At 71.4% G+C, this 20,185-nt stretch carries 13 protein-coding genes and 1 pseudogene; 4 read left to right on the top strand and 10 right to left on the bottom strand.

From position 1 onward, the window contains the following. Positions 1-51: 51 nt before the first annotated feature. A complete protein-coding gene (locus tag AB0B63_RS01050; RefSeq protein WP_357013522.1) occupies positions 52-294 on the top strand; it encodes a phosphopantetheine-binding protein in 243 nt (80 codons plus the stop codon). Then, positions 291-1,757: a condensation domain-containing protein gene (locus AB0B63_RS01055; RefSeq protein ID WP_357013525.1), complete on the top strand. Its 1,467-nt coding sequence runs from the start codon at positions 291-293 to the stop codon at positions 1,755-1,757. Before AB0B63_RS01050 ends, AB0B63_RS01055 begins: the two co-directional genes overlap by 4 nt. A gap of 1 nt (position 1,758) precedes the next feature. On the opposite strand, the gene AB0B63_RS01060 is transcribed toward AB0B63_RS01055, so the two are convergent. Then, positions 1,759-2,472, bottom strand: coding sequence for an LmbU family transcriptional regulator (locus tag AB0B63_RS01060; protein WP_307799285.1), 714 nt, complete (start codon positions 2,470-2,472; stop codon positions 1,759-1,761). 20 nt (positions 2,473-2,492) lie between these two features. Then, a complete protein-coding gene (locus tag AB0B63_RS01065) occupies positions 2,493-2,828 on the bottom strand; it encodes a hydroxyisourate hydrolase (protein ID WP_357013529.1) in 336 nt (111 codons plus the stop codon). A 190-nt stretch (positions 2,829-3,018) separates the two neighbouring features. On the opposite strand from AB0B63_RS01065, the gene AB0B63_RS01070 reads away from it, so the two are divergent. Both AB0B63_RS01070 and AB0B63_RS01075 read left to right on the top strand, forming a co-directional pair. Continuing rightward, complete coding sequence (locus AB0B63_RS01070; RefSeq protein WP_357013531.1) at positions 3,019-3,333, top strand: glycosyltransferase; 315 nt, start codon at positions 3,019-3,021, stop codon at positions 3,331-3,333. A 135-nt stretch (positions 3,334-3,468) separates the two neighbouring features. After that, entirely contained in the window at positions 3,469-5,049 is a 1,581-nt protein-coding gene (locus AB0B63_RS01075) for an aromatic amino acid ammonia-lyase (RefSeq protein WP_208567660.1), read from the top strand. A gap of 296 nt (positions 5,050-5,345) precedes the next feature. Here AB0B63_RS01075 and AB0B63_RS01080 read toward each other — a convergent pair whose 3' ends face one another. From AB0B63_RS01080 to AB0B63_RS01115, 8 genes and pseudogenes are all read right to left on the bottom strand, one after another. Beyond that, positions 5,346-5,783 carry a hypothetical protein gene (locus tag AB0B63_RS01080; RefSeq protein ID WP_357013535.1) on the bottom strand — a complete coding sequence of 146 codons (438 nt, stop codon included), beginning with the start codon at positions 5,781-5,783 and terminating at the stop codon, positions 5,346-5,348. Positions 5,784-6,236: 453 nt separating this feature from the next. Further along, positions 6,237-9,908 (bottom strand): hypothetical protein, encoded by a 3,672-nt coding sequence (locus AB0B63_RS01085; RefSeq protein ID WP_357013537.1) that lies wholly within the window; start codon positions 9,906-9,908, stop codon positions 6,237-6,239. Between the two features lie 5 nt (positions 9,909-9,913). After that, the gene (locus tag AB0B63_RS01090) at positions 9,914-12,655 is read right to left on the bottom strand and encodes a hypothetical protein (protein WP_357013539.1); all 2,742 of its coding nucleotides are present in this window, start codon (positions 12,653-12,655) and stop codon (positions 9,914-9,916) included. A gap of 40 nt (positions 12,656-12,695) precedes the next feature. Further along, on the bottom strand, positions 12,696-17,258 hold the full coding sequence (locus AB0B63_RS01095) for a DUF6603 domain-containing protein (RefSeq protein WP_357013542.1): 4,563 nt from the start codon (positions 17,256-17,258) through the stop codon (positions 12,696-12,698). A gap of 43 nt (positions 17,259-17,301) precedes the next feature. Beyond that, a complete protein-coding gene (locus tag AB0B63_RS01100; protein ID WP_357013544.1) occupies positions 17,302-18,972 on the bottom strand; it encodes a hypothetical protein in 1,671 nt (556 codons plus the stop codon). Between the two features lie 98 nt (positions 18,973-19,070). Continuing rightward, a complete protein-coding gene (locus tag AB0B63_RS01105) occupies positions 19,071-19,196 on the bottom strand; it encodes a hypothetical protein (protein WP_357013546.1) in 126 nt (41 codons plus the stop codon). 121 nt (positions 19,197-19,317) lie between these two features. Next, positions 19,318-19,551: pseudogene (locus tag AB0B63_RS01110) on the bottom strand (macro domain-containing protein); the annotation flags it as partial. A 253-nt stretch (positions 19,552-19,804) separates the two neighbouring features. Continuing rightward, positions 19,805-20,176, bottom strand: coding sequence for a hypothetical protein (locus AB0B63_RS01115; protein WP_208570858.1), 372 nt, complete (start codon positions 20,174-20,176; stop codon positions 19,805-19,807). Positions 20,177-20,185 lie beyond the last annotated feature (9 nt).

The raw sequence follows: 20,185 nt of genomic DNA on the forward strand, positions 1-20,185 counted from the left end.
ATCCGTGGATCCCCGCGGCCAGGGCACACTCTCGGACCTCAGGAGGCAGCCGTGCGAACCATCGATGAAACCCAAGAGCTGATCGGAAGCATCTGGGTCGAGCTTCTCGGCCTCGACGCGCCGCCTGACCGCTCGGCGCACTTCTTCACTGTCGGCGGCGACTCGATCCTGTGCGTGCGCTTCGTCGCCATCGCGCGCACACGGGGTGTCGAACTCACCATCCGCGACGTAATGGAAGACGACGAGCTCGAGTCCCTCGCGGCCCGAGCACGTCCGACGAGGGAGCGATCGTGAACGGTCGGGGCCGCGACACCACCTCCGAGTCTGTCCGCGCGACGCTCTACGCGACAGCCGAGGCCAGCGAGGCATTCGAGGTTCCGGACGACCGATGGGCGCGGATTCCCGCGCTGGGCCTGGTCTCGCCCGAGGATCGTCGACGGCTGCCGGTCAATGCCGTGGATGCCTTCCCGATGAGCGAGCAACAGGCCGCGATGGCCACCCGGATGCTCATGGCCGCTGCTCTCCGAGACCGCGGTGCCCTCGGTGTACCGGCCTATCACAACGTCGCGACCTCGCGTCTGACCGTACCCCGGGTGGAGCCTGCGGCTTTCGAGGCGGCCGGGCTCGGCCTGGTGCGGGAGCACGAGATGTTCCGCTCAATGCTGGACCTGGACCACTACTCACGCCCGATGCAGATCGTACTGGAGCACGTCGACCGGCCATTGGTGACGGTGCGCGACCTGCGGGGACTTCCCGATGCCGAACAGCAACACCGGTTGGCCGAGTTCGCTGACGCCGAGAACACGCGGACCATCGACCTGACAGATCCGCCCCTCGTCACGATCACGGTCCACCTCCTGAGCGAGACGGCGATCACCCTGACCCTGACCGAGCCGCACGCGATCGCTGACGGGTGGAGCACCCACCTGAACCTGGTGGAATTCCTGGACCGCTACGTCGCGGAGCTCACCGGGCGGCCACCCGAGCGGCCGGCATCATCTGACGCGGACGGCTCGCCCCGCTTCAGACTTCGCGAGCACAGCGCCCAGCAGCTCTTCCAGTCGCTCACCGTCGCCGACGCACAGTGGTGGAGCCGGTACCTTTCCGGGCTGGAACCGCGGTCGAGTGCCGGGTCCACTCGTGACAGCCACACCTGGCATGACTCGGTGGAGATCGCGGGCCAGGAGAATCGGATGCTGAGTCGACTCGCGGCCAGTTCCTCCGGGTTGAAGGCTGTGCTTCTCGCCATCCACCTCGAGGCGCTGGCACGACTGGGTGGCGAGCGGAGCATCCTCACCGGCATCCCTGTCAATACCCGGCTCGCGGTACCGAACGGCGTGGACGCCCGGGGGATGTTCCTCAACGTCGTCCCGCTGCGAATCGACGTCCCGGCACCGGGCAGGGAGGCCGTCGCCCGGGCCCATCGGGAACTGATGCAGGTCACCATGCGGGGCCGGACTCCGCTGGCCCAGTTGGCCCGCACCGTCGGCCGGGCAGTGGTTCCCACTTCCCTGTTTGGTTTCAACAGCTTCCACAGCATCGCCGGTGTCGCACAGAGGCTCGGCCTGGACACGCTGGAGGCGTTCGACGACTGGTCCCACACGGACTTCCCGTTCGAGGCCAGCTTCAACCGAAGCGAAGAGGTAGGTGAGCACATCCGCGTTCTGCTCTATTCCGAGGGCTCTCCGCATACGCGCGCCGACGCGACCGCGGCGTACCGCGACGCCGTTGCGCGGTTCGCCCGGCTTGAGGGATGAGTCAGCTGACTCCGACGGCTCGCGTCGCCGGGTTCGGTTCCCGCGAAGCGAATGCCAGGGCCGCGCGAGCGGCCTGCTCGAGCATCTGTTGCGCCCAGGTGCCAACGGAGAGCTGGGACTTGCTGGCCGCCTCCGTGATCATGGCAAGCTGATCGTCGGTGACGTCCAGGTGCAGTTTCGAGGCCATGGCGGTGTCACCGATGCCGGCGTCTTCACGCCCGGCGTGAGCGTGGGTGGTCACCCCGGCCGCGACACCTCGGTCAGCCAGGTCCTCGCCGCGCGTGGAGAGGCTGGCGCGCACCTCGCGCCGCAGGTCGTTCCTCGACCAGCTGAACACCTCCGCCTTCCGAAGCCAGTAGTCCTGCTCCGGCTCGGGGAGACCGGCGACCGCGGCGTGATGCTCGAAGCTCAACCCCGCCCTCCGCCTCGGGTGCGCGAACTTCCTGGCGACCCACGCATAATTGCGTAGCGTCTTGTAGTCGAGCGAAGTCTGCTCGACAGCACTGCGGTAACGCCCGGTGAAGCGGGTTTCGCCGTAGATCAGCCAGTCGCCCAGGCACCATGCCGAGTTGCTCGCGGCCTCGGCCAACCTCTGGCCGATTCCCAGCCAGTTGTCAAAGGGTATCCCGCTGTCGAGGCGCAGTCCTGGTGGCGGTAGAACGGCGACGCCGGCCGTGACAGCGTCCGCGGGCAGGGGCGGGAACTGAGATGACACTGGCCCTCCTGACTTAGCTCTCATTGCCCAGCCTCGCTGAATATGATGCAGTTAGCGGGACTCACCAGCAGCGTGATCTGATAGACCTGGCCCGGGTTGGCCGTGAAGCACACCCCGATCGACGAATTTTTGGGCGCGTACCCGAGCGTGCTGAAGTACTCACCAAGATCGAATTCAAGCCGGTATTCTCCATGCGGCAGTGAAAGTTCCCGCATGCTCAGGACCTGCCCGCTTTCGTCTGCTCGCCCAGTCCATCGCCGCACGAATTCACCATCGAACTCTCGACTGAGGGTGACCGCGAGTCCGGCGGCCGGCCTCCCGTAGATGCCGTCGACGACCCGGACAGAGACGCTCATGACGAGACTCGACCCTCCTGATGATCATGAATCAAGAGCCGACCCTCTCGGGCATCTGGCTCACACATCCGACCATGGAAGACGCCGGTCCTCCGTCGCTCTCACGGCGCTCTCACCGGACCCCTCCCGGGTCAGCACACAGACACCGCGCCGGTAGTGGCGTGAGAGCGACATTCGACAACGTGGTCGCATGCTCAACCACCCACAGTTGTCCGTGGTGATCCCCACCTACAACCAGGCACCATCGTTGCGTAAGACGCTCACGTCGCGCACCGAGGAGCGCGACCCGCCGCCGCTCGAGGTCGCGAATCAGCCGAAAACACAGAGCAGGTCGCGGAGGAGTTCAGTGACCGCCAGCTTCGAGCGCGTCGTGATCACGTCCCGCTCGTCGCGGCTGTGGCCGCAGTGGGGCGAGTTCATCCGAGCCGAGGCATCGCGGATCGGCGTCAGCGTCCGCTGCACCCCCGCCCTCCACGGCGAACCCGGCACAACCGTTTCGCCGTAGTACGTCCCGCTCCCCGGCACAGCTCCCTCTGACGACGGTCGCGGTGCATGACGGGCGTCATGACCGGCACTCTCCTTGGAAACCCCCGAACGGGCCCTGACACCACTTCGGCGCGGCAGGCACGAAAGGCTGACAATGATTACCATCACCGGGCACAGTCTCACCATCAACGACGTGGCACGGGTGGCGATCGGCCGGGAGACGGTCGAACTCGACGAGCAGGCGCTCCAGAGGACACGCGAGGCGCATGAGCGGATCACCGAGTGGGGGATGAACCAGCGCCCGATGTACGGCGTGAATACCGGATTCGGCGAGATGGCGCACGTGACGGTGCCCGCCCGCTACATGAGTGAACTGCAGGTCAACCTGCTTCGCGGGTGCGCGGCCGGCTGCAGCGAGGTGTTCGACGAGCCCGAGGCCCGCGCGATCCTGCTCGCCCGGCTCAACTGCCTTGCCCGGGGCTACTCCGGCGTCTCGACGGAGACCCTGTCGCTGATGGCGGAGCTGCTCAACCGCGGCATCACCCCGGTGATCCCCAAACAGGGCTCCCTCGGCGCCAGCGGCGACCTCTCCCCCTTGAGTCACATGGGACTCCCGCTGATCGGCGAGGGCGAGGTCTTCTTCGGCGGCGACCGCGTACCCAGCATGGACGCGTTGCAGGCCAACGGCCTCAAGCCGGTGGTGCTGGGGTACAAGGAAGGTCTCGCACTCAACAACGGGACCTCGGCCATGACCGGGGTCGCGGCCATCGCGCTCCTGGAGGCCCATGACCTGCTCGAGAACGCGGTGCTCCTCGCCAGCGTCGCGATCCAGTGCCTGCGCGGCTCCGCGGCGGCCTACGACGCGCTCGGGCACGAACTGAAGGGCCATCCCGGTCAGATCCAGATCGCCGAGCGGCTACGGTCACTGCTGACGGGCAGCAAACTCACCCGCAGGCACGCGGAGCTGATGACGGCCATCGAGCAGCAGACCGGCGACGACGACGCGGTCACCGACACCGGGATCTACATCCAGAACGCCTACTCGCTGCGCTGCGTGCCGCAGATCCTCGGCCCGGTCGTGGAGACGATCGCGTTCTGCCGCGGCATCGTCGAACGCGAGCTCAACTCCTGCAACGACAACCCGCTGGTGTTCGCGAGCGCGGACACCTCGTTCCACGGCGGTAACTTCCACGGCCAGTACGTGGCAATGGCGTGTGACTACCTCGCCATCGCGCTGACGGAGATCGGCGTGCTGGCCGAGCGCCAGCTCAACCGCCTCGTCGACCCGGCGACCAGCGGCGAGCTGCCGGACTTCCTCGCGCTGACCGACAGCGGCCTGTCGTTCGGCCTGATGGGCGCCCAGTTCCTCGCCACCAGCGTCGCCTCGGAGAACCTCGACCTCGCGGCACCGTCGTCGGTGAAGACCATCCCGTCGAACGGCCAGAACCAGGACGTGGTCAGCATGGGCCTCAACGCCGCGCGCCGGTGCCTGCAACTGTCCGCCAACGTCTCGACGATCCTCGGGGTACTGGGCGCGGCGTGTTACCAGTCGGCGCACATCCTCGGCGCGGAGCAGCTCAGCGAGCCGGGCCGGCAGTGGTTCGCGCACACCACGCAGACCGTCGGCCCGCACGACGAGACGATCCCGGTGAGCACGATGCTGTCCGCCGCGCGCAGCAGCCTCCTCAGCCAGGAGGGTGCCGAGCTGGCACACAAGTACGTCAACCTCGCGTGACGGGAACCGTACCGGGACGCCGCCTCCGAGCAGTGCGGGTACCGAGCAGGAGGTCCTCGTAGTCGGGCCCCCTCGGGGCCACATGATCAGAATGGACACCGGACTGCAGTTGTGTCGACTGATCAGCACATGACGCCGACGTCGGCACTGCGGAACCATCGAAATGGCTGGCCCGTGTCCCGCGGGCCAGCCATTCGTCAATCCGGAACTGCACGGATAACGGGCCTGCCGCACACTCGGTGGTGACGGAGCGTGCTGTTGTCCGAGGAGGATGCAGTGGCGGATCAGGCTTCGGGTCAGGTCCGCTTACGGCTCGCGATCTCGCCGGAGAGTTGCTGCACACGGGCTGGGTCCGCGTCCCGGGCAAGGGCGACGTAGTGGTCCATGACGGCCGGCCGGTAGCGCACGGGCAACGTCTGCCCCGGGGCGAGTCTGGTGAGCTCGGTGATCGTGAGGTCTTCGTCTGCGATACCGCGGAACGAGATGCCCTCGGCGGTCTCCACGTCGAACATCAGGACCACGCGAGGGTTGCTGTTCACCTCCCGCCAGTCGACGAGAACGCCGAGCGCAAGCGCCCCCGTACGCAATTCCGCATTGCGCTTCCGTGCCTCACCGCTCAGGAGGGGGTTCGGGGCGACGCCCGGGAAATCGGGCCCGACGCCCAGCGATTCCCGACTCAGGTCGGGCCTGAGCTGCGCCATCGCATCGTCGAGCTTCTTCTTCCAACCGAACATCCTGACCCCTCCTCACATCGGCGAAGGGATCTCGGGCTGACGCTTCACCACCACCGCGATCATACGTCGCCGGCCGTTCCCCTCCGACCCGGGCGGCCCGTCGGTTGCCGGAGCATCCCCTCGAACAACGACCACTGGGCATCCGGGAGCAACTGAAAAGACGACCGGACCAGAGTCCCGGCCACCTTTGTCACACGCCCTCATAATGCAACCGTCCGGTCGGCAGCCGCAGTCTTCTGCCGCGCCCGATCCACGCCCGCCGCCATCGCCCACAGGTCGGTGCGGCAGTGCACAGGCCGGCGGTGAACCCGACCGCGAAGATCAGCTGAGCAGTCTCGGCAGGTGCGGGCGGTGGGCAGCAAGGTCCAGCGGCCCGCAGGCCAGCAGTCATCGGTCGTCCGCGGGCTCAGTCCTCCCCGCCCGGTTTAGGAGCCGAGCCGGCTGTGCCCGTCGCTACTGCGGTGGGCGCACGCCGCCGTGCAGCCGCAGCCAGCCGCTGCGTACGGTCGGCGGGGTGCCGGGGAAACGGGCGGCGCCGTCGGCCGGGGCGATGTCGAAGGTGGTGACGCCGGCGCCGTCCCGTTCGGACCAGGACCAGGTGCCGTCGACCTGCGGAGGCCGGGCGAGCACGATCGCGGGCCCCGCGGCCGAGGGTTGCAGGTCGGTTAGAAGCGGGCCGAAGCGGACGGTCAGCGCCATTGCCGCCATCGCGTCGGCGACCATGCGTTGCGGCAGGGTCAGGGTAGTCACCGGCAGGATGTCGGTGACCAGGTGGACGGGCAGCCTGGGGTCCATCAGCACGATGAGGTCGGTGCGTGACGCGTCATCGAACCTGACCGCCGGGAACGAGTCCGGGCCGATCGGCCGGACGTAGTCGGTAATCAGGCCGGCCGGTCGGTAGGCCGCCTGGAAGTGCCCGCCGTCCGGGACGGAAAGGTAGCCGATCAGGCCGTCGCCGCGCAGCGCCGCGTCGCCGACCCGCACCGGGAAGGCGTGGGCGGACACCGGCGACGGGACCGGGTCGAAGGTGTGCGGCCACTGCGGGTCGGTGCGCGGCGGCCGGGCCGACCTGCCGTGCAGCGTGGCACAGACCAGGGCGAGCGGGCGGCCGGCCAGGGCCGCCAGGTAGGTCTCGTCGCCGCAGCCGGGCGGGTCGATGGTCCACAGCGTGGCGTCGACGGTGCGCAGCAGGTCGGCGAAGGCCGCCGGGCCGGCGACGGTGAGGCCGCGCAGGAAACCGGCCAGCACCGGGAAGTCCCCGGTGAGCAGGTCGAGGGTGGCGCAGGCCGAGCCCGGGGCGGGCAGCCACGAGATCTGCGGCCCGGTCAGGCCAGCCGTCTCGGTCAGCTCACCCAGGGCGGTGCCGTCCGGGGCGTAGCAGGCGAGGGCCTCGTCGAGCGGGCTGGGCACGATCCAGGCGCACACCACGTCGGCGGCGGCCGGGGCGTCCTCGCCCGGTCGGCTCGGTCGACCGGGGCCGCCCGGTGCGAAGCCGACGTCGAGCCGCGCCGGCTCCAGCAGCCGCGGCGGCAGCTGGATGAAGGTCGCCACCCCGGTGTTGATCGACTGCTGCGGCACCAGCCCCGGCGCGATGGTCGGGGTGAGCGCGCCAGCAAGGCCGATGTCGTACACGTCGATGCTCTGCCCGAACCGGTCAACCACCCTGACCTGGGCGAAGGCGAACTGGCCCGCGCGCAGGGCCTGGAACCCGCCAGGCTCGGGCGGGCCGTAGGTCACCGGCCCGTCGACCATCGGCATCGCGACACCACCGCCGCCGATCAGCTCGGCGATGCTCAGGCCGGTCGCCGGGTCCACGTCGGCGGCGTCCGGGGTGCGCAGGCTCGCCGGATCACGCAGGGCCAACTGCTCGTTGAAGCCGCTCAGCGCCTGGGACAGCAGGTCCCACGCGTCGACGGAGGCGGCGAAGGACGACAGCGCGGTCCGCGTGGGCTCCGGCAGCGTGGTCAGGTAGGTGTCCAGGCGGGCCTTGAAGGTGGCCGAGGGCTGCGGTGTCAGCAGACTGCGGCCGCTGATGCTGAACGGGTGCCCGGGAATCTCCCCGGGCCGGGGTCCGGGGTACGTCCAGGTGGTGCGCCAGCTCGCATCGTACGAGGTCCCGTCGAAGGTCCACAGCGTGTCCAGCGGCAGCGGGTAGTAGGTCGTCTGCCATTCCAAAAACAGCGGCGCCCAGGGCTGCGACCAGCGCTGCGGCAGGATCGCCGGCAGTGTCCCGGTCACACCGGAGCCGGCCGCCATGAGCTGCTCGGCGGCGGCGGTCAGCTCGGCCGTCGCCCATGGCAGCCCCACCCGCTCGGCGGCGATGGCGGCCACCTCGGCGGCGTGGGCCGGGTCGAGGAGGTACGCCTCCGTCTGAAGGGCGACGAACGCCGCTGCCACCGGAACCCCGCCGTGCTGGTCGGTCAGAGACACGATCCCCGGCGAGCCCGCGACATCGCTCGCGTTCACCGGGATCTGCACTCCGGGCGGCGGGATCGGGCCGGGCGCCGAGCCGTCCGGCAGCCGGCCGTCCGGTCCGACCAGCCCGGCCAGCGGCAGGGTCAGCGCGGTGACCAGCTGATCGGCGAAGCGGCACGGCAGCAGCCCGTCCGCGCCGGTGCCGAGGTTCTCGTCGAACGTGCCCGCCCGTACGCCCGCGATCACCACTACCGGGTCGGCCGCGCTGCGGAACGACGGCAGGTCGGCGCGCTTGAGCACGGTGCGCGGGGGCAGTGGGTGCCGCGCGGTGTAGGCGTCCATCGCGGCCGCCAGCTCCTGCTGCGAGGTGCCCCACGGCACGTCCGCCCGGGCCCGTTCGACCTCCCGGCGCAGCGCCGCGACGCGGCCAGCCAGGCTCTCCGGCCGGCCAGGGTCGAGTTCTGCGGCGAACCGGTCGTCGGTCAGGCCCTCGGGACGGTGATACAGGGCGTTGTACCGGCCGCGCTTCCACCACAGCTCGTACAGCTCGCGTTGCAGCGCGGCCAGCCGGCGGGCGGCGAGATCGTAGCGGGCCTGCGCCCGGTTCAGCTCGGCGAGCCAGTCCGGGTCGGCGGTGCTCGGCTCGGCCGGCGGCCCGTCGCCGTCGGGCTGCGCCGCGACCACCTGCCACACCGATCCGCCGGGGCGGGCCGTGAACCAGGCGTCGTGGATGCGGGTGGCGAGCAGCGCCGGGCCGTCCGGATCGTCGAGGGTGTGCAGCAGGTCGTACTGGAAGGCTTCGAGCAGATCCGGGTCGAGTCCGGCGTCGGGCTGCCGGGCGGCCCGGTCGCGGATGAGGGCGGACACGGCGTCGACGGAGGTGTTGCCGACGGCCATCGCGGCCGGGGCCGGGCGCGGCGCGGTGAACGTCCGCGAGTAGGGCAGGGCGCGGATCGCGCCGTGGCAGACGGTCGTGCCGGCGACGCGCCCGGCCGGGTCCGGGACGGCGGACCAGCCCAGCTCGGCCAGCCGGGCGGCGAAGCCGGCGGGCTGGCGGGCCGGGGCCAGTACGTCCGACGCGGGGTCGGCGTACCAGCCGACGACCACATAGGACAGCGTGGACCCGTCCTCGACGTCGTCCGCCGGGTCGTGCAGCGAGAACACCCCGACGGCGTGCGGCTGATAGGCGGCGAACGTGATGTTGCCGGGTGCGACCGCGGTCAGGAAAGGCGCCGGACGCTCGGCCGGCTCGCGCCAGCCGGCCAGGGGCAGCACCCGGCCGATCCGGGTCGGCGTCGGCGTCCGGGCCGTCGGGTCGAGGTACGGCGAGGCTCCGTCCGGACCGAGGTGGTCGCTCTCGACGACCCACCCTCGGCTCCGGACCCGGTCGCCGGGCGCCCGATCCGCTCGCGTCGCGCTGCGGACGACCAGCCAGCGGTTCGGCACCAGCGGATATGCCGTCGTGCCGTCCGCCGCGTCGTGGTGCCCGGTGCGCATCGCGGCGGGCAGGACCCACTGCAGGTGTACCCCGTCGCTGTCGGCGTCACCGGCCCAGTCCAGCCGGGGCTCGGCGAACGCGCCGGGTTCGGGCGAGCCGAAGCCGGGCAGCTGGGTGTAGTCCATCCGCCACCGCCGGAAGCCCTGAGCGCGCACACCCGGGTTGACCTGGAGGGCTTGAAGCTGGATCGGGACCAGCAGGGTGGTGTCCACCGGGCTCACGTCTCTCTCGGCACTGGGGCGGTGTGGTGGAAGGTGAGCTGATGCGCCGACGCGAGGAGTTCGGTGGCGAACAGGGCGGGACCCATCGGTACCGCGGTGCCGGGCAGCAACTCCCCCAGCCGGGCCTGCAGGGCGTCAGCGAGGTCCCGCACCCGCAGGACCGACGGATCATCCGGGCGGGTGAAGGCGGTGTGCAGGTCGGGCTGACCGGCGGCCGGGAACCGGGCGTTCAGCTGGGTGCCGTCGGGTCGGCGCAGAACCAGCCCGCCACCGCCACCCTCGTCGTTGCCACCGCCACCAGCGTCGTTGCCACCGCCACCGCCACCGGCGAAGCCGAAGTGCAGACCGTGCCAGGGTTCGGTCAGCGTCACCGTGTCCGGCACGCTGTCGAAGAGCGCCAGCAGCACGGTGTCGGAGAGCCGGTCCAGCCGCAGCAGCGGCACCGGCCGGCCGCCGGCGCTGGCCTCGACGGCCAGGCCGGGCCAGCCGGCGACCACGGCCGAGCGCAGCAGCAGTCCCGTGCGCTGCGGTGACAGGGGGATGACGTCGGGGCCGGGGTCGGGGCGATCCGGCCTGCCGGGAATGCCCGGCAGGCCCCCGGAGCCGGGCGGCCTCTGCGGGGTGGGGGGCGTGGGCGGGGTGGCCAGGCCGGCCGCCGTGGAGGCACCGGTCCCGGCGGCCTCGGCCCCGCCGGTGGGTACCGCCAGGTCCGGCCGGTTCCGGCGGTCCGCGCGTACCGCACCCACCTTCGCCGCGACGACCTCGACCAGCGGCCGGCTCATCGCCTGGTGCAGCTCCAGGTCACGGCTGCCTTCGACGCCGATGCTCAGCGCACCGTCGATCAGGGCCGCGATCCAGCCGCTGTCGAGGTAGAAGAACCGCATCGACTCGACCGGCAGCATGCGTTCGTCCGGGATCAGGTGCCGGAACGGGATCTGGTGCAGCAGTGCCAGTTCGGCCAGCCAGCCGGTGGCCGGGTCGACGGCCGGGCCGCGCGCGTGGTCGGCGAGCAGGTCCTGGACGTCGGTGCGGGAGAGCAGGTATCGCAGCTGCTCGACCGGGTCGAGCCCGTCCCGGCCGGGCCAGCCGGGACGGCCGGGGATGAAGCCGGTCGGCAGGTCCGGGTCGGACGGTCGCGGCGGGGCCGGCGGCTCGACCGGCTCAGCCGACGACAGGTGTGGCGCATCGACGCCCTCGTCGAAGCCACCGCCGCCGAGGTACAGCGCCGACGGTGGTGGCAGCAGACCCGCGATGACCGCTGCGGCGGCGGTGCCCGGCGACACCACCATCGGCGGGCTCGGCGGTGCGGGCGGGCCGGTGAGTGCCGAAGTCAGCTGGTCGCCCATGCCACCGGCCAGCAGTTCCCCGAACGCGTTGCGGCTGCGGACGGCGAGCAGGTCGGCGGCGCTCACCTCCGGACGGGGTGGCGGCGTGGGAGCAGGCGGCACCGGTAGCGCGGGCCTGAGGTTGGCGAACAGCGGCGAGCCCGCCCGAGACTGGAGCGTGGTCACGATCTGGAACGCCGAACGGCGGGCGTTGACCATCGCCACGGCAAAGCCACGGTCGGCCAGCGCCGCGAGCCGGCCGGCCTCGAACGCCACCGCGTAGGAGACGTCGAAGACGCCGTCGGACTGCGAGTAGATGGTCACCTCGGAGGCGGTCGCGTAGTGCGGGGTGCCGTCGGTCGGGCCGGGCAGCGGCTGTGCCGGGTACGGCGTGAACGGCCCCCGGTACCAGGCGAAGGTCTGCTCGCCGGTGGGCAGCCGGTAGTCCAGCGCCGCGAAGCCCTGCCGAAGGCGGGTCAGCGCCGCGGACGGCGGTGCCGACGGCGGCACCGGGATCCGCGGCAGGAGCGCCTCGGGCCCGGCGGACGGGGCAGGGGCCAGACCGGCCAGCAGCCGGCCGATGTCACCGCCACCGGCCGGGTTCGACGTGAACGACCACGAGGCGAGCACCGCCAGCCGCAGCCGGACGTCCCCACCGTCCCCACCGTCCGCCGGGGTGCCACCAACACCCGGCAGGTCGACGGCGAGGCCTTCGAGCGAGATCAGGCAGGCGAGGTGGGCCGAACCGGTGCCGCCGCTGCCGGGCGGCGGGGTGGGCCGGCGGTTGGCGACGACGACGGCGTGCCAGCCGTCCCGGTCCGCCTGCCCGGCCGCGCGGGACGCGGTGTCCGTGCGCCGCACGTGTGCCAGCAGCCGCGCCTCACCGACGGCCGGTGCGATGGCGGTGAACAGCCGCCGGTGCAGGCTCAGGCTGGTCATCTCCGTCGCGAGGACCTGCGCCGACAGCGTGTCGGCGGCGATGGCCGGCGGACGTTCGTGGGGGTCGGAGGCGTCCAGGAACTGCGCCACGGTCCCCGTGTGCAGCGCCGGGCCGGGCGGCAACTCGTCGGCGCGCAGCACCAGCAGCGCCAGCCAGGGCTCGGCACTGTCGCTCGATTCGGCACCGGGGTGCCGTTCCCAGGGCAGGGTGCGCCGGTTGAGGACGATCGAGGGCAGGGTGGCGCCGAAGTCGCCGGAGCTGTTCGCCGGTGGGTACACCTCACCGACGTCGCCGGCGTCGAGCACGAAGCGCGGGGCATCGACGGTGAACGTCTGGGTGCGCGGCCCGAAGTACGTTCCGGTGTCCACGCCGTCGACGCTCTGCACGGCGGACAGCTCGTAGGTCCCCGCGTCCAGGCCCGGGCGGTACCCGTCGTAGAACTGCACGGAGCCCGGCGGCAGCGGCTCGCTCATCGACGTTCCTCTCTCACACTGGGTCGCCGTGCCGGCCCGTTCAGGGCGCGGTCCCGGTCAGCATCGGCTCGTCGGTGAACAGCGTCCCGGCGTCCGCCGCGAAGGCGTCGACCGGGCCGTCGGCCGATGGCGCGACGCCGAGGATGCCGAGCGCGGCGAACAGCTCGGCGCGCGCCGCCTTCGCGGCCGGGCCGGCGATCTGCGCCGCGATCGCGCCGACCGCGCCGGAGTGCGTCGCCACCGCACCGACCGGCTCGGCGGCGGCGGTCAGCGGCAGCGCGTCGTCGGCCGTGATCCGCGCGACGCCGAGGGTGCCGGCCGCGTCGACCGGGCCGCCGGTCCACCCCGCGACCGCAGGCGGTGCGGTGAGGGTCAGACCGGTCAGCCGATCAGGGACCAGCTGCGCGCCGCCGGGGTCGAGTGTCGAACCGTCGCCGGTGCCCCACAGCGCCGTGGGAACGTCCGAGGCGACGCCGGCAGCGTGCCAGCCGGTCGCGGTCAGGTCGATCTCGCCGGACGTGCCGCCGGACGTGCGCCGTAGCGTCACCCGCTGCCGCACCGTCAGGCCGGTGCGGCCCAGGGGCCTGACGTCCACCGGCGGCCCGGACACCGCCGCGGTCTGCGTCGTGGAGCCGAGCAGAATCCGGCTGACCGGCACCGCGTTGCGCAGCGTCACGGCGAAGCCGTCGGCGCGCACCGGCCAGGGCTCCGGCCCGGCTGAGTCAGTCGAACCAGCCGAGCCGGTCTGCGGCGCGGCCAGTCCGGCCGCCGCAGTGAAGGTCGTGCTCGCCGTGGCGGCCGGCAGCAGTTCCTGGAACCCGGCCCAGTCCAGCCGGGTCACCGCCGGATCGGCGGTGTCAGCCGTGGCGCCGAAGGCCACCGTGAAGGTGACGACCCACAGCCGGACGGTGACCGTCCCGCCGGTCGGCGGACCCCACAGCTTCAGCTCCGCGCCCGCCTCCAGGTGCAGGGTCTTCGCCGTGAACAGCAGGTTCGCCGTGTACTCGATCCCGACGCTGACCCCGATCCGGGTCCGGAACCGGAACGGCGCCCACGCGACCAGCAGATCGGCCTGGGCCGTGAACCATGCGGTCAGGCTGCCGTCGTGATAGCGCACGTCCAGCGTCCCACCGGCCATGATCGCCGACGGGGTCAGCGCGAAGTAGGCGGTGCCGGAGATGCGTACCGCCGCGTCCAGCGACCAGGTGAAGCCGACCCGTGGTACGACCGGGTAGTGCTTCGGCGCGTCGAACGCGGGGTGGTAGCCACCGATGGTGACCGCGAAGTCGCCGGCGTTGCGGTGCTCACCGAACCAGGCGTAGAACGCGAAGCCGCCGGTAAGGACGCAAGCCGGGTCGAGCAGGTACGAGTTGCGGGTCAGCGCCGCGGACAGGGCGGCGATCCCCTCGCCGGGCCGCAGCACACTACGGAGCTCAAGCTGCAGCTGCGCGTACGGGCGGGCCGCGCCGGTCGACGGAAAGCGGGCCGTGGTCACGCCGAGCAGCAGGACCGTCAGCGCGTTGCCGAACTCGACGGCCAGCAGGGCGGTCGTGTCGAACTGCCGGTACGTGTGGAAGCGCACCCCGGCAGCCAGCCAGGTCTGCCCCGGCGCAGGGCTGAGCCAGGGCTGCGGCCCGCCGGTGAGAGCGGCCAGCGCCTGCGCCGGTGAGCCGTCCGCATCCTGCGCGCCGAGCCCGGCGACCAGCGGGAAGCCGGCCACCTCGGTGACCGCGGGCAGTCGGATCGTGGAGTTGTAGCCGAAACCCGCCGCCAGCGCGGTGACCGAGAACGCGGGCGGACCCCCGAACGTTCCGGCGGCCCGCAGGAACAGGAACATCGACGGTTCCCCGTCGACCTCGGTATACGAGCCGTAGGCCAGCGCGCCCCAGGACGGCATCGAGACCGCGGCGCCGCCGTCGTACCGGAAGGTGGCACCGTCCGTCGGCGGTACCGAGGTGAACCCGCCGAGGATCGCCAGCGGCGCGTTCACGTAGGACAGTGCCAGGCCGCGCACGTCGAACCGCGGCACGAAGCCGGCCACCGGCACCCCGATCGAGGCACCCTGCAGGGCCAGGGACAGGCCGTCGGCCTCCAGCGAGCCGTCCAGGACGAACCAGAGGGCCGCGTCGCGGTACCGGGCGCCGACCCGGGCGATGGTGACCGGTCCGAAGGCCTTCTGCACGGTGAACCACACGGTGCCGTCCGCGTCGGTCGGCGCGGCGGCGACCACGCCACCCTGCCCGGACGACTGGCCGACGGTGGAACCGACCGGCGCGGTCGCCGGATCCGTGGGGGTGCCGGGACCGGCGGCCTGGCCGGCGCCGAGGGCGATCGGGATGCGCTGCGCGCCGAAGCGCAGCACGGCGGAGAAGGCGAGGGCCGCGGCCGTGCCCTGCTCCGGGAACCTCGGATAGCCCTCCCGGATGAGCCCGTTCGCCTCGACCACGGTCTGCGGGAGAATCCGGGCGTCCGACACGATCACCTGGAGCTGCTCGACCGCGCAGGTCTCGGCGTCCCCGAGGGCCGCACCGATCACCGGCAGGTCGGACAGCCCGATCGGGTCCCCGACGGACACCGCGGCCAGATACCGCGTCGACCCGTCGGCATCCGGTGCGGCGGGCAGCGCCACGAAGACCGCTGCGCCGTGGGCCGCCGACCGGGCGCCGATCATCAGCTGCCGGGAGGTCGGGTCGTAGGTCAGGTCCGCGGCGGTCAGCGTCAGGTCGAGCCCGGGCGGAAGCTCCGGCACCGGCAGGTCGAGACCCACAGCCACGTCGGTGAGGGACAACGGGGGCTGCTGCGGGTCGGCCGTCCAGTGCGCGTCGACGCTCGTGCTGCTGCGGCCGTCGCGGAGGTTGAGCGTCACCGCGCAGGCCATCCGACCGATCGTCAGGGTCGCACTGTACCGGGCCGTGAATCCCGCGGTGCCGACCGTGGTCGCCGGGTCCGGCGGTTCCGCGCCGCTCGGCTGGCCCGCCGGTACCGGGTCGAGCGCGACGTCGACGCGCAGCTGTGCCGGGGCGCCGGCCACGGTGAAGGCACCGGTGCAGGAGAACGTGAAGGCATCGGTGCCGGTCGTCACACTCGCCGCCACCTCGACGACGGCGAGGTGGCGCAGCACATCGGGCACCTCGGTGATGCCGAAGTCGACGGCGAGGGAGCTGAGGAGGTCGCCGACCGGGAGGATGTCCCCGGCACCGGTCGACCCGACGAACCGCCAGCCTTCCGCCGCCCCCTCGTACGCGGCCTCCAACAGCACGTTGATCGACGGCCCGAAGCTCAGCACCGCCTCGATGTACCCGGACAGGCCCGACGACGACCGGTAGGCGACGCCGACCGAGACCCGGCGCAGCGCGACGGGGCCGATCTGCCACACGTCGCTCAGCGTGAGGTCGACCGCGTACCGCCCGGCCCGGGGCCGGGCCAGGAAGAAGGCTTCGCTGACGGTCAGCGCCCGCGGCAGGTCCGCCGAGGGCAGCCCGAGCGAATCGAGCAGATCGGCCACCCCGACCGGCGTCTGCTCGTACAGCTGCCCCGTGATCTCCAGTTCCGGCAGGCTCGCCGCGACGTCCAACCGCAGCACACCGAGGGTCAGCAGGCTGACGACCTGCACCGACGGCAGCTGCCCGGTCGCGGCGTCGAATGTCATGGTGACCCTGCGGATCGCCGCGTCCAGCCCGCCGACGCCCAGTCCCGGTCCGTCGCCACGCAGCGAGGCCAGTTCGACGGCCGCCGCCGTGCCGCGCTGCGTACCACCGAGCCATCCGGCCAGTGCGGCCAGGCCGGGGAAGGCCGTCGTCCCCGACGGCTGCAGCGAAGCGGTCCACCGCCTGCCCGGGACCACCCCGATGGCGACCTCGACCGGCAGGTCCCCGATCGTGACGAGGCTGCTGAGCATGATCTGGTACTGGGCCGGGCCGACGTCACCCCGTACGGTGACGTCGTCGAACGCCAGGACCGAGGGTACGACCGTCCACCGGGCGTCGGGCAGGCTCGCGGTGAACACCAGTTGCGGCCGGTGTGCCCGGCCCGGGTAGAAGGTCAGGTGTAGCTGCGAGGGCTCGACCGAGGCTGTGCCGACCAGCGTCTGCGGCGGGACCGGCAGGACCGCGGCCCGACCGCTCCCACCGACGCCGAGGGCCAGCAACGTGGGCAGCGGTAGCCGTGTCGTCGCGGGCACGCCGAGCCGCCAGGCCGCTACGGTGCCGGCGGCGGACTGCTCCCGGGTCGACACCAGCGTCACCGCGACCGGCCCGTCGAGGTCCAGGACGCCGGACGCCGCGCCGGTCACCGTCAGGCCGGCAGTGCTGCCAGGGCCGGCAGGGCCGGTCAGGGTGACCGAGGCGTGGGTCAGGCGCACCGGGCCGGCACCCGCCGGGCCGAGGCCCTCGATCGGCCAGGACGCCGAGGTGTCGCCGGAGATGGTGAGCACCTGCCCGGACAGGCTGATCCCGTCGTCGCCCGCAATCAGCTCCAGGACACCGTTCGGCATCGTGCGCAGGAACTCGGCCAGCTGCACGGGCAGTGCCGAGTCGTCCGCGGTGAGGGTGACCGTGCGCCCCATCGACTCCAGGTGCCGGTACAACGCGTCCAGGTCGCTCACGCCGCGCTCCTTCTCCGCCCGTCCGCGAGCCGGCGCGGCGTGCTCACCACTGGGTCGTCACCACGGTCGGACCCGCGACGGCCATGGCCGTCGGATAGTGCTCCCAGTACGTCGTGGTGTACGTCCGGTGCCCCACCATCGCGGTGCTGCCCGCCTGGTCGATCCGCAGGACGATATTGCCCCTGTCCCGCCCGAGGGCACCGTTGTTGTCGTCGTTGTCGCCCGAGATACGTGACCAGTTGAGTGCAACGTTCTGGGCGTACGCAGGCCCCGGCACTCGGGCCGGGCCTTTGTCAGCTGCCGGCGATGCCCGGATGCCTACCCTGGGAAAGCGGCAGTTCGTCAGGAAGTAGAACTCGATCGAGGCGTTGGGATCCTCCAGCCGGTCGATCATCGTCTGGAACGGATGTCCGTACTCGCGGCCACAGGAGATGATCGCGGTCTTCGGTCTCAGGAAGTTCAGGAAGTTGTCGCTGGTGGACGTCTCCGCACCATGGTGGCTGGCCTTGAAGGCCGTCACCCAGGGCGCTGCCGCCAGCGCCGGCAACAAGCCGCCGGCACCGTCCGGCAGCGGCTGGCCCGCCACCATCAGCGCCGTCGCCAGCTGATCCTCGCTATGGAAGGGCAGGTCCCCGGCGGTGAAGTAGCGGAAGTCGTTGAACTGCACGACCAGGCCGATGCTCATCCTGTTGTCGAGCTGCCCGGCGTGGATGACCTGCGGCGCCACACCGACCCCCTGCCACACGCTGGCGATCGCCCCGGCATGCGGTACCGGACCCGAGACCAGGACTGCGTACGGGGCGTTGGCGGGGGCCACCGGGGGTGCGACGCCGTTCCAGAACAGCTCATCGCCCAGCGTCGGAGCGAAGCCGGTCCGCTGCCGGTTCACGCCGGGTATTTGCAGGTGCATCGACGTGCTGCTCATCAGCTGACCCGCGACCGCCTTCGCATAGGGGGTGGGCGCGGTGCGCGCGTCGCCGATGTCGACAATCCGCGTGTTGCGATAGATTCCGCCCGTCTCGAACCGTCCATCGTTCGGGACCGTCCGGGTCAGTCCCGGGAACACGGCGGCCGTGACCGCTGCACGCACCTGGGCGACGGTCGGTGGATTCGCCATGGCGAGCAAAGCTGCCACGGCCGCGCCGGCCGCCAGGCCGGCGTCCTTGCGCCAAGCTTTGCTGGTAATCAACGTGACGTGGCCGCCCCAACCGACCCCAACCGCCTCCGCACTGGCCACTCCCCGCGCGGCGGCCTGAACCGGGTTCAAGAGGTTGACGTTCGCTGCGGTGAGAGCGTTCACCGTCGCATCGATGGAGTTGACGTTCGCCCCCCACGACCCGTACAGGATGCCGACCGTCGCGCAGGCCGCCTTGGCCGCGGCCTCCTCCTGCGTGAGCGCCGCACCACCGCCGATCAGCGCCCCGACGATCGCTCCTACACCGTCGCACAGGACGGAAAGGTTGTCGGCGAACAGGAGGCTGGAGATCCCGTGCGAATGGTCCTTGTCGTAGTGGGTGACCAGCAGGACATCCGGACCGGTCCCGTGCGGCAGGGTGGCGACGACATAATCGTGTGTCAGAGCCGCAGCCGCCGACAGCCCACCGTCGATCAGGATCGACCTGCGCGAGCCGGGTACCCCCGGATCCTCGGCGATGATCAGGCTGGCCTCACCCACACCGATGTCGATCGTATGGATCTCCAACTCCCACGGCACGCGGCGTCCCCTTCGGATAGTCGCCCACATCGGACGGTGCACGCCGTCGCGGTCTCGCTCGGGGGCGCCGTAGTGTATAGGCAGCCATGCAGTGACCCCTATGGGTCGGACGCCTCGATGTTTGCCAGGGATTCTTGGTGGATCTTCTCGTAGGTGTCGGGGCTGGCGCTACCCAGGCGGCTGTGCCGGCGGCGAGGGTTGTAGAAGCCTTCGATGTAGGCCACCGGACGAATCCACGTCAGCTCGTGCCGATGCGCGACATGACCGCGAAGCCCGCTGGGCGGATACGGCGGGCGGCTCTCAGGCCGATGACCGTGTGGACGATCCTGCGTGTCTGGACCCGTCCGGAAGGCGGCCCGCAGTCGTCGCCACGGCCCGCCCGACCGGAAGGCCCCGGCCGAACCGGCTGGCCCGCAACGCGCGGCATTCGTCCAGGATCGCCGGGCCACCCCTACGGTGGATCGCACCGTCCACCCCGCCACCACCCAGCAACGACGAATTCGCCGCATTGACGATCGCATCCACCCGCTCCGCGGTGATATCCCCCGTGACGAACTCGATCTCCACGGCCACCACCATGAACCATCCGCATACCCCGTGCCGCCGACAGGCCCCCGTCGATCACCCGCACTCCAGGTCACATACGCGCACATGCCGCGATCCGCATGCTTACCGGGATCATCGTGACGCCGAGCCTGCCCGGGCGTACGGAGCCGGACAGGGGACGACGTTCAGCCGATGATGGCGGCGAGAGTGGGGTTCGCAGCTCGCGTCGTAGTCGACGGCTGCGGCGAGCGGTCTGGCGGTTGCTGAAGAAGCTGGGACTACGGTTTCACCTGCCAGTTCGTCGGGAGCCGGGTCGCCGACCTCTACCCGCAGACCCAGAACTGCGGCGTCGGGTCGGCTGATCAGCCGGTCCGTCGACGGCACCAGGGCTGGAGAACGACACCGAAGGCACTGCAGGACGGGAAGACTCCGGCGGCGGCCATTGCGACGCCGCGAGCTGGGCCCCGGTGACCGGCAGGGTGGGCGAGATCTGGTCGAGCAAGCGCTGCGCCAGGGTGGCGTCGATCTCGACGTCGGCGTTGATGCGGACATCGGCCGCAGTCGCCAGGTCCACTACGTCATCACTGGTGAACGCATCAGCGCCGAGAGTGCTCAGCCGTCGCGCGAACTCCTGGACATTGATCATTTGCAGCCTCATCGTCAGATT

The sequence above is a fragment of the Micromonospora sp. NPDC049081 genome, assembly GCF_040648835.1.
Lineage (GTDB): Bacteria > Actinomycetota > Actinomycetes > Mycobacteriales > Micromonosporaceae > Micromonospora > Micromonospora antibiotica.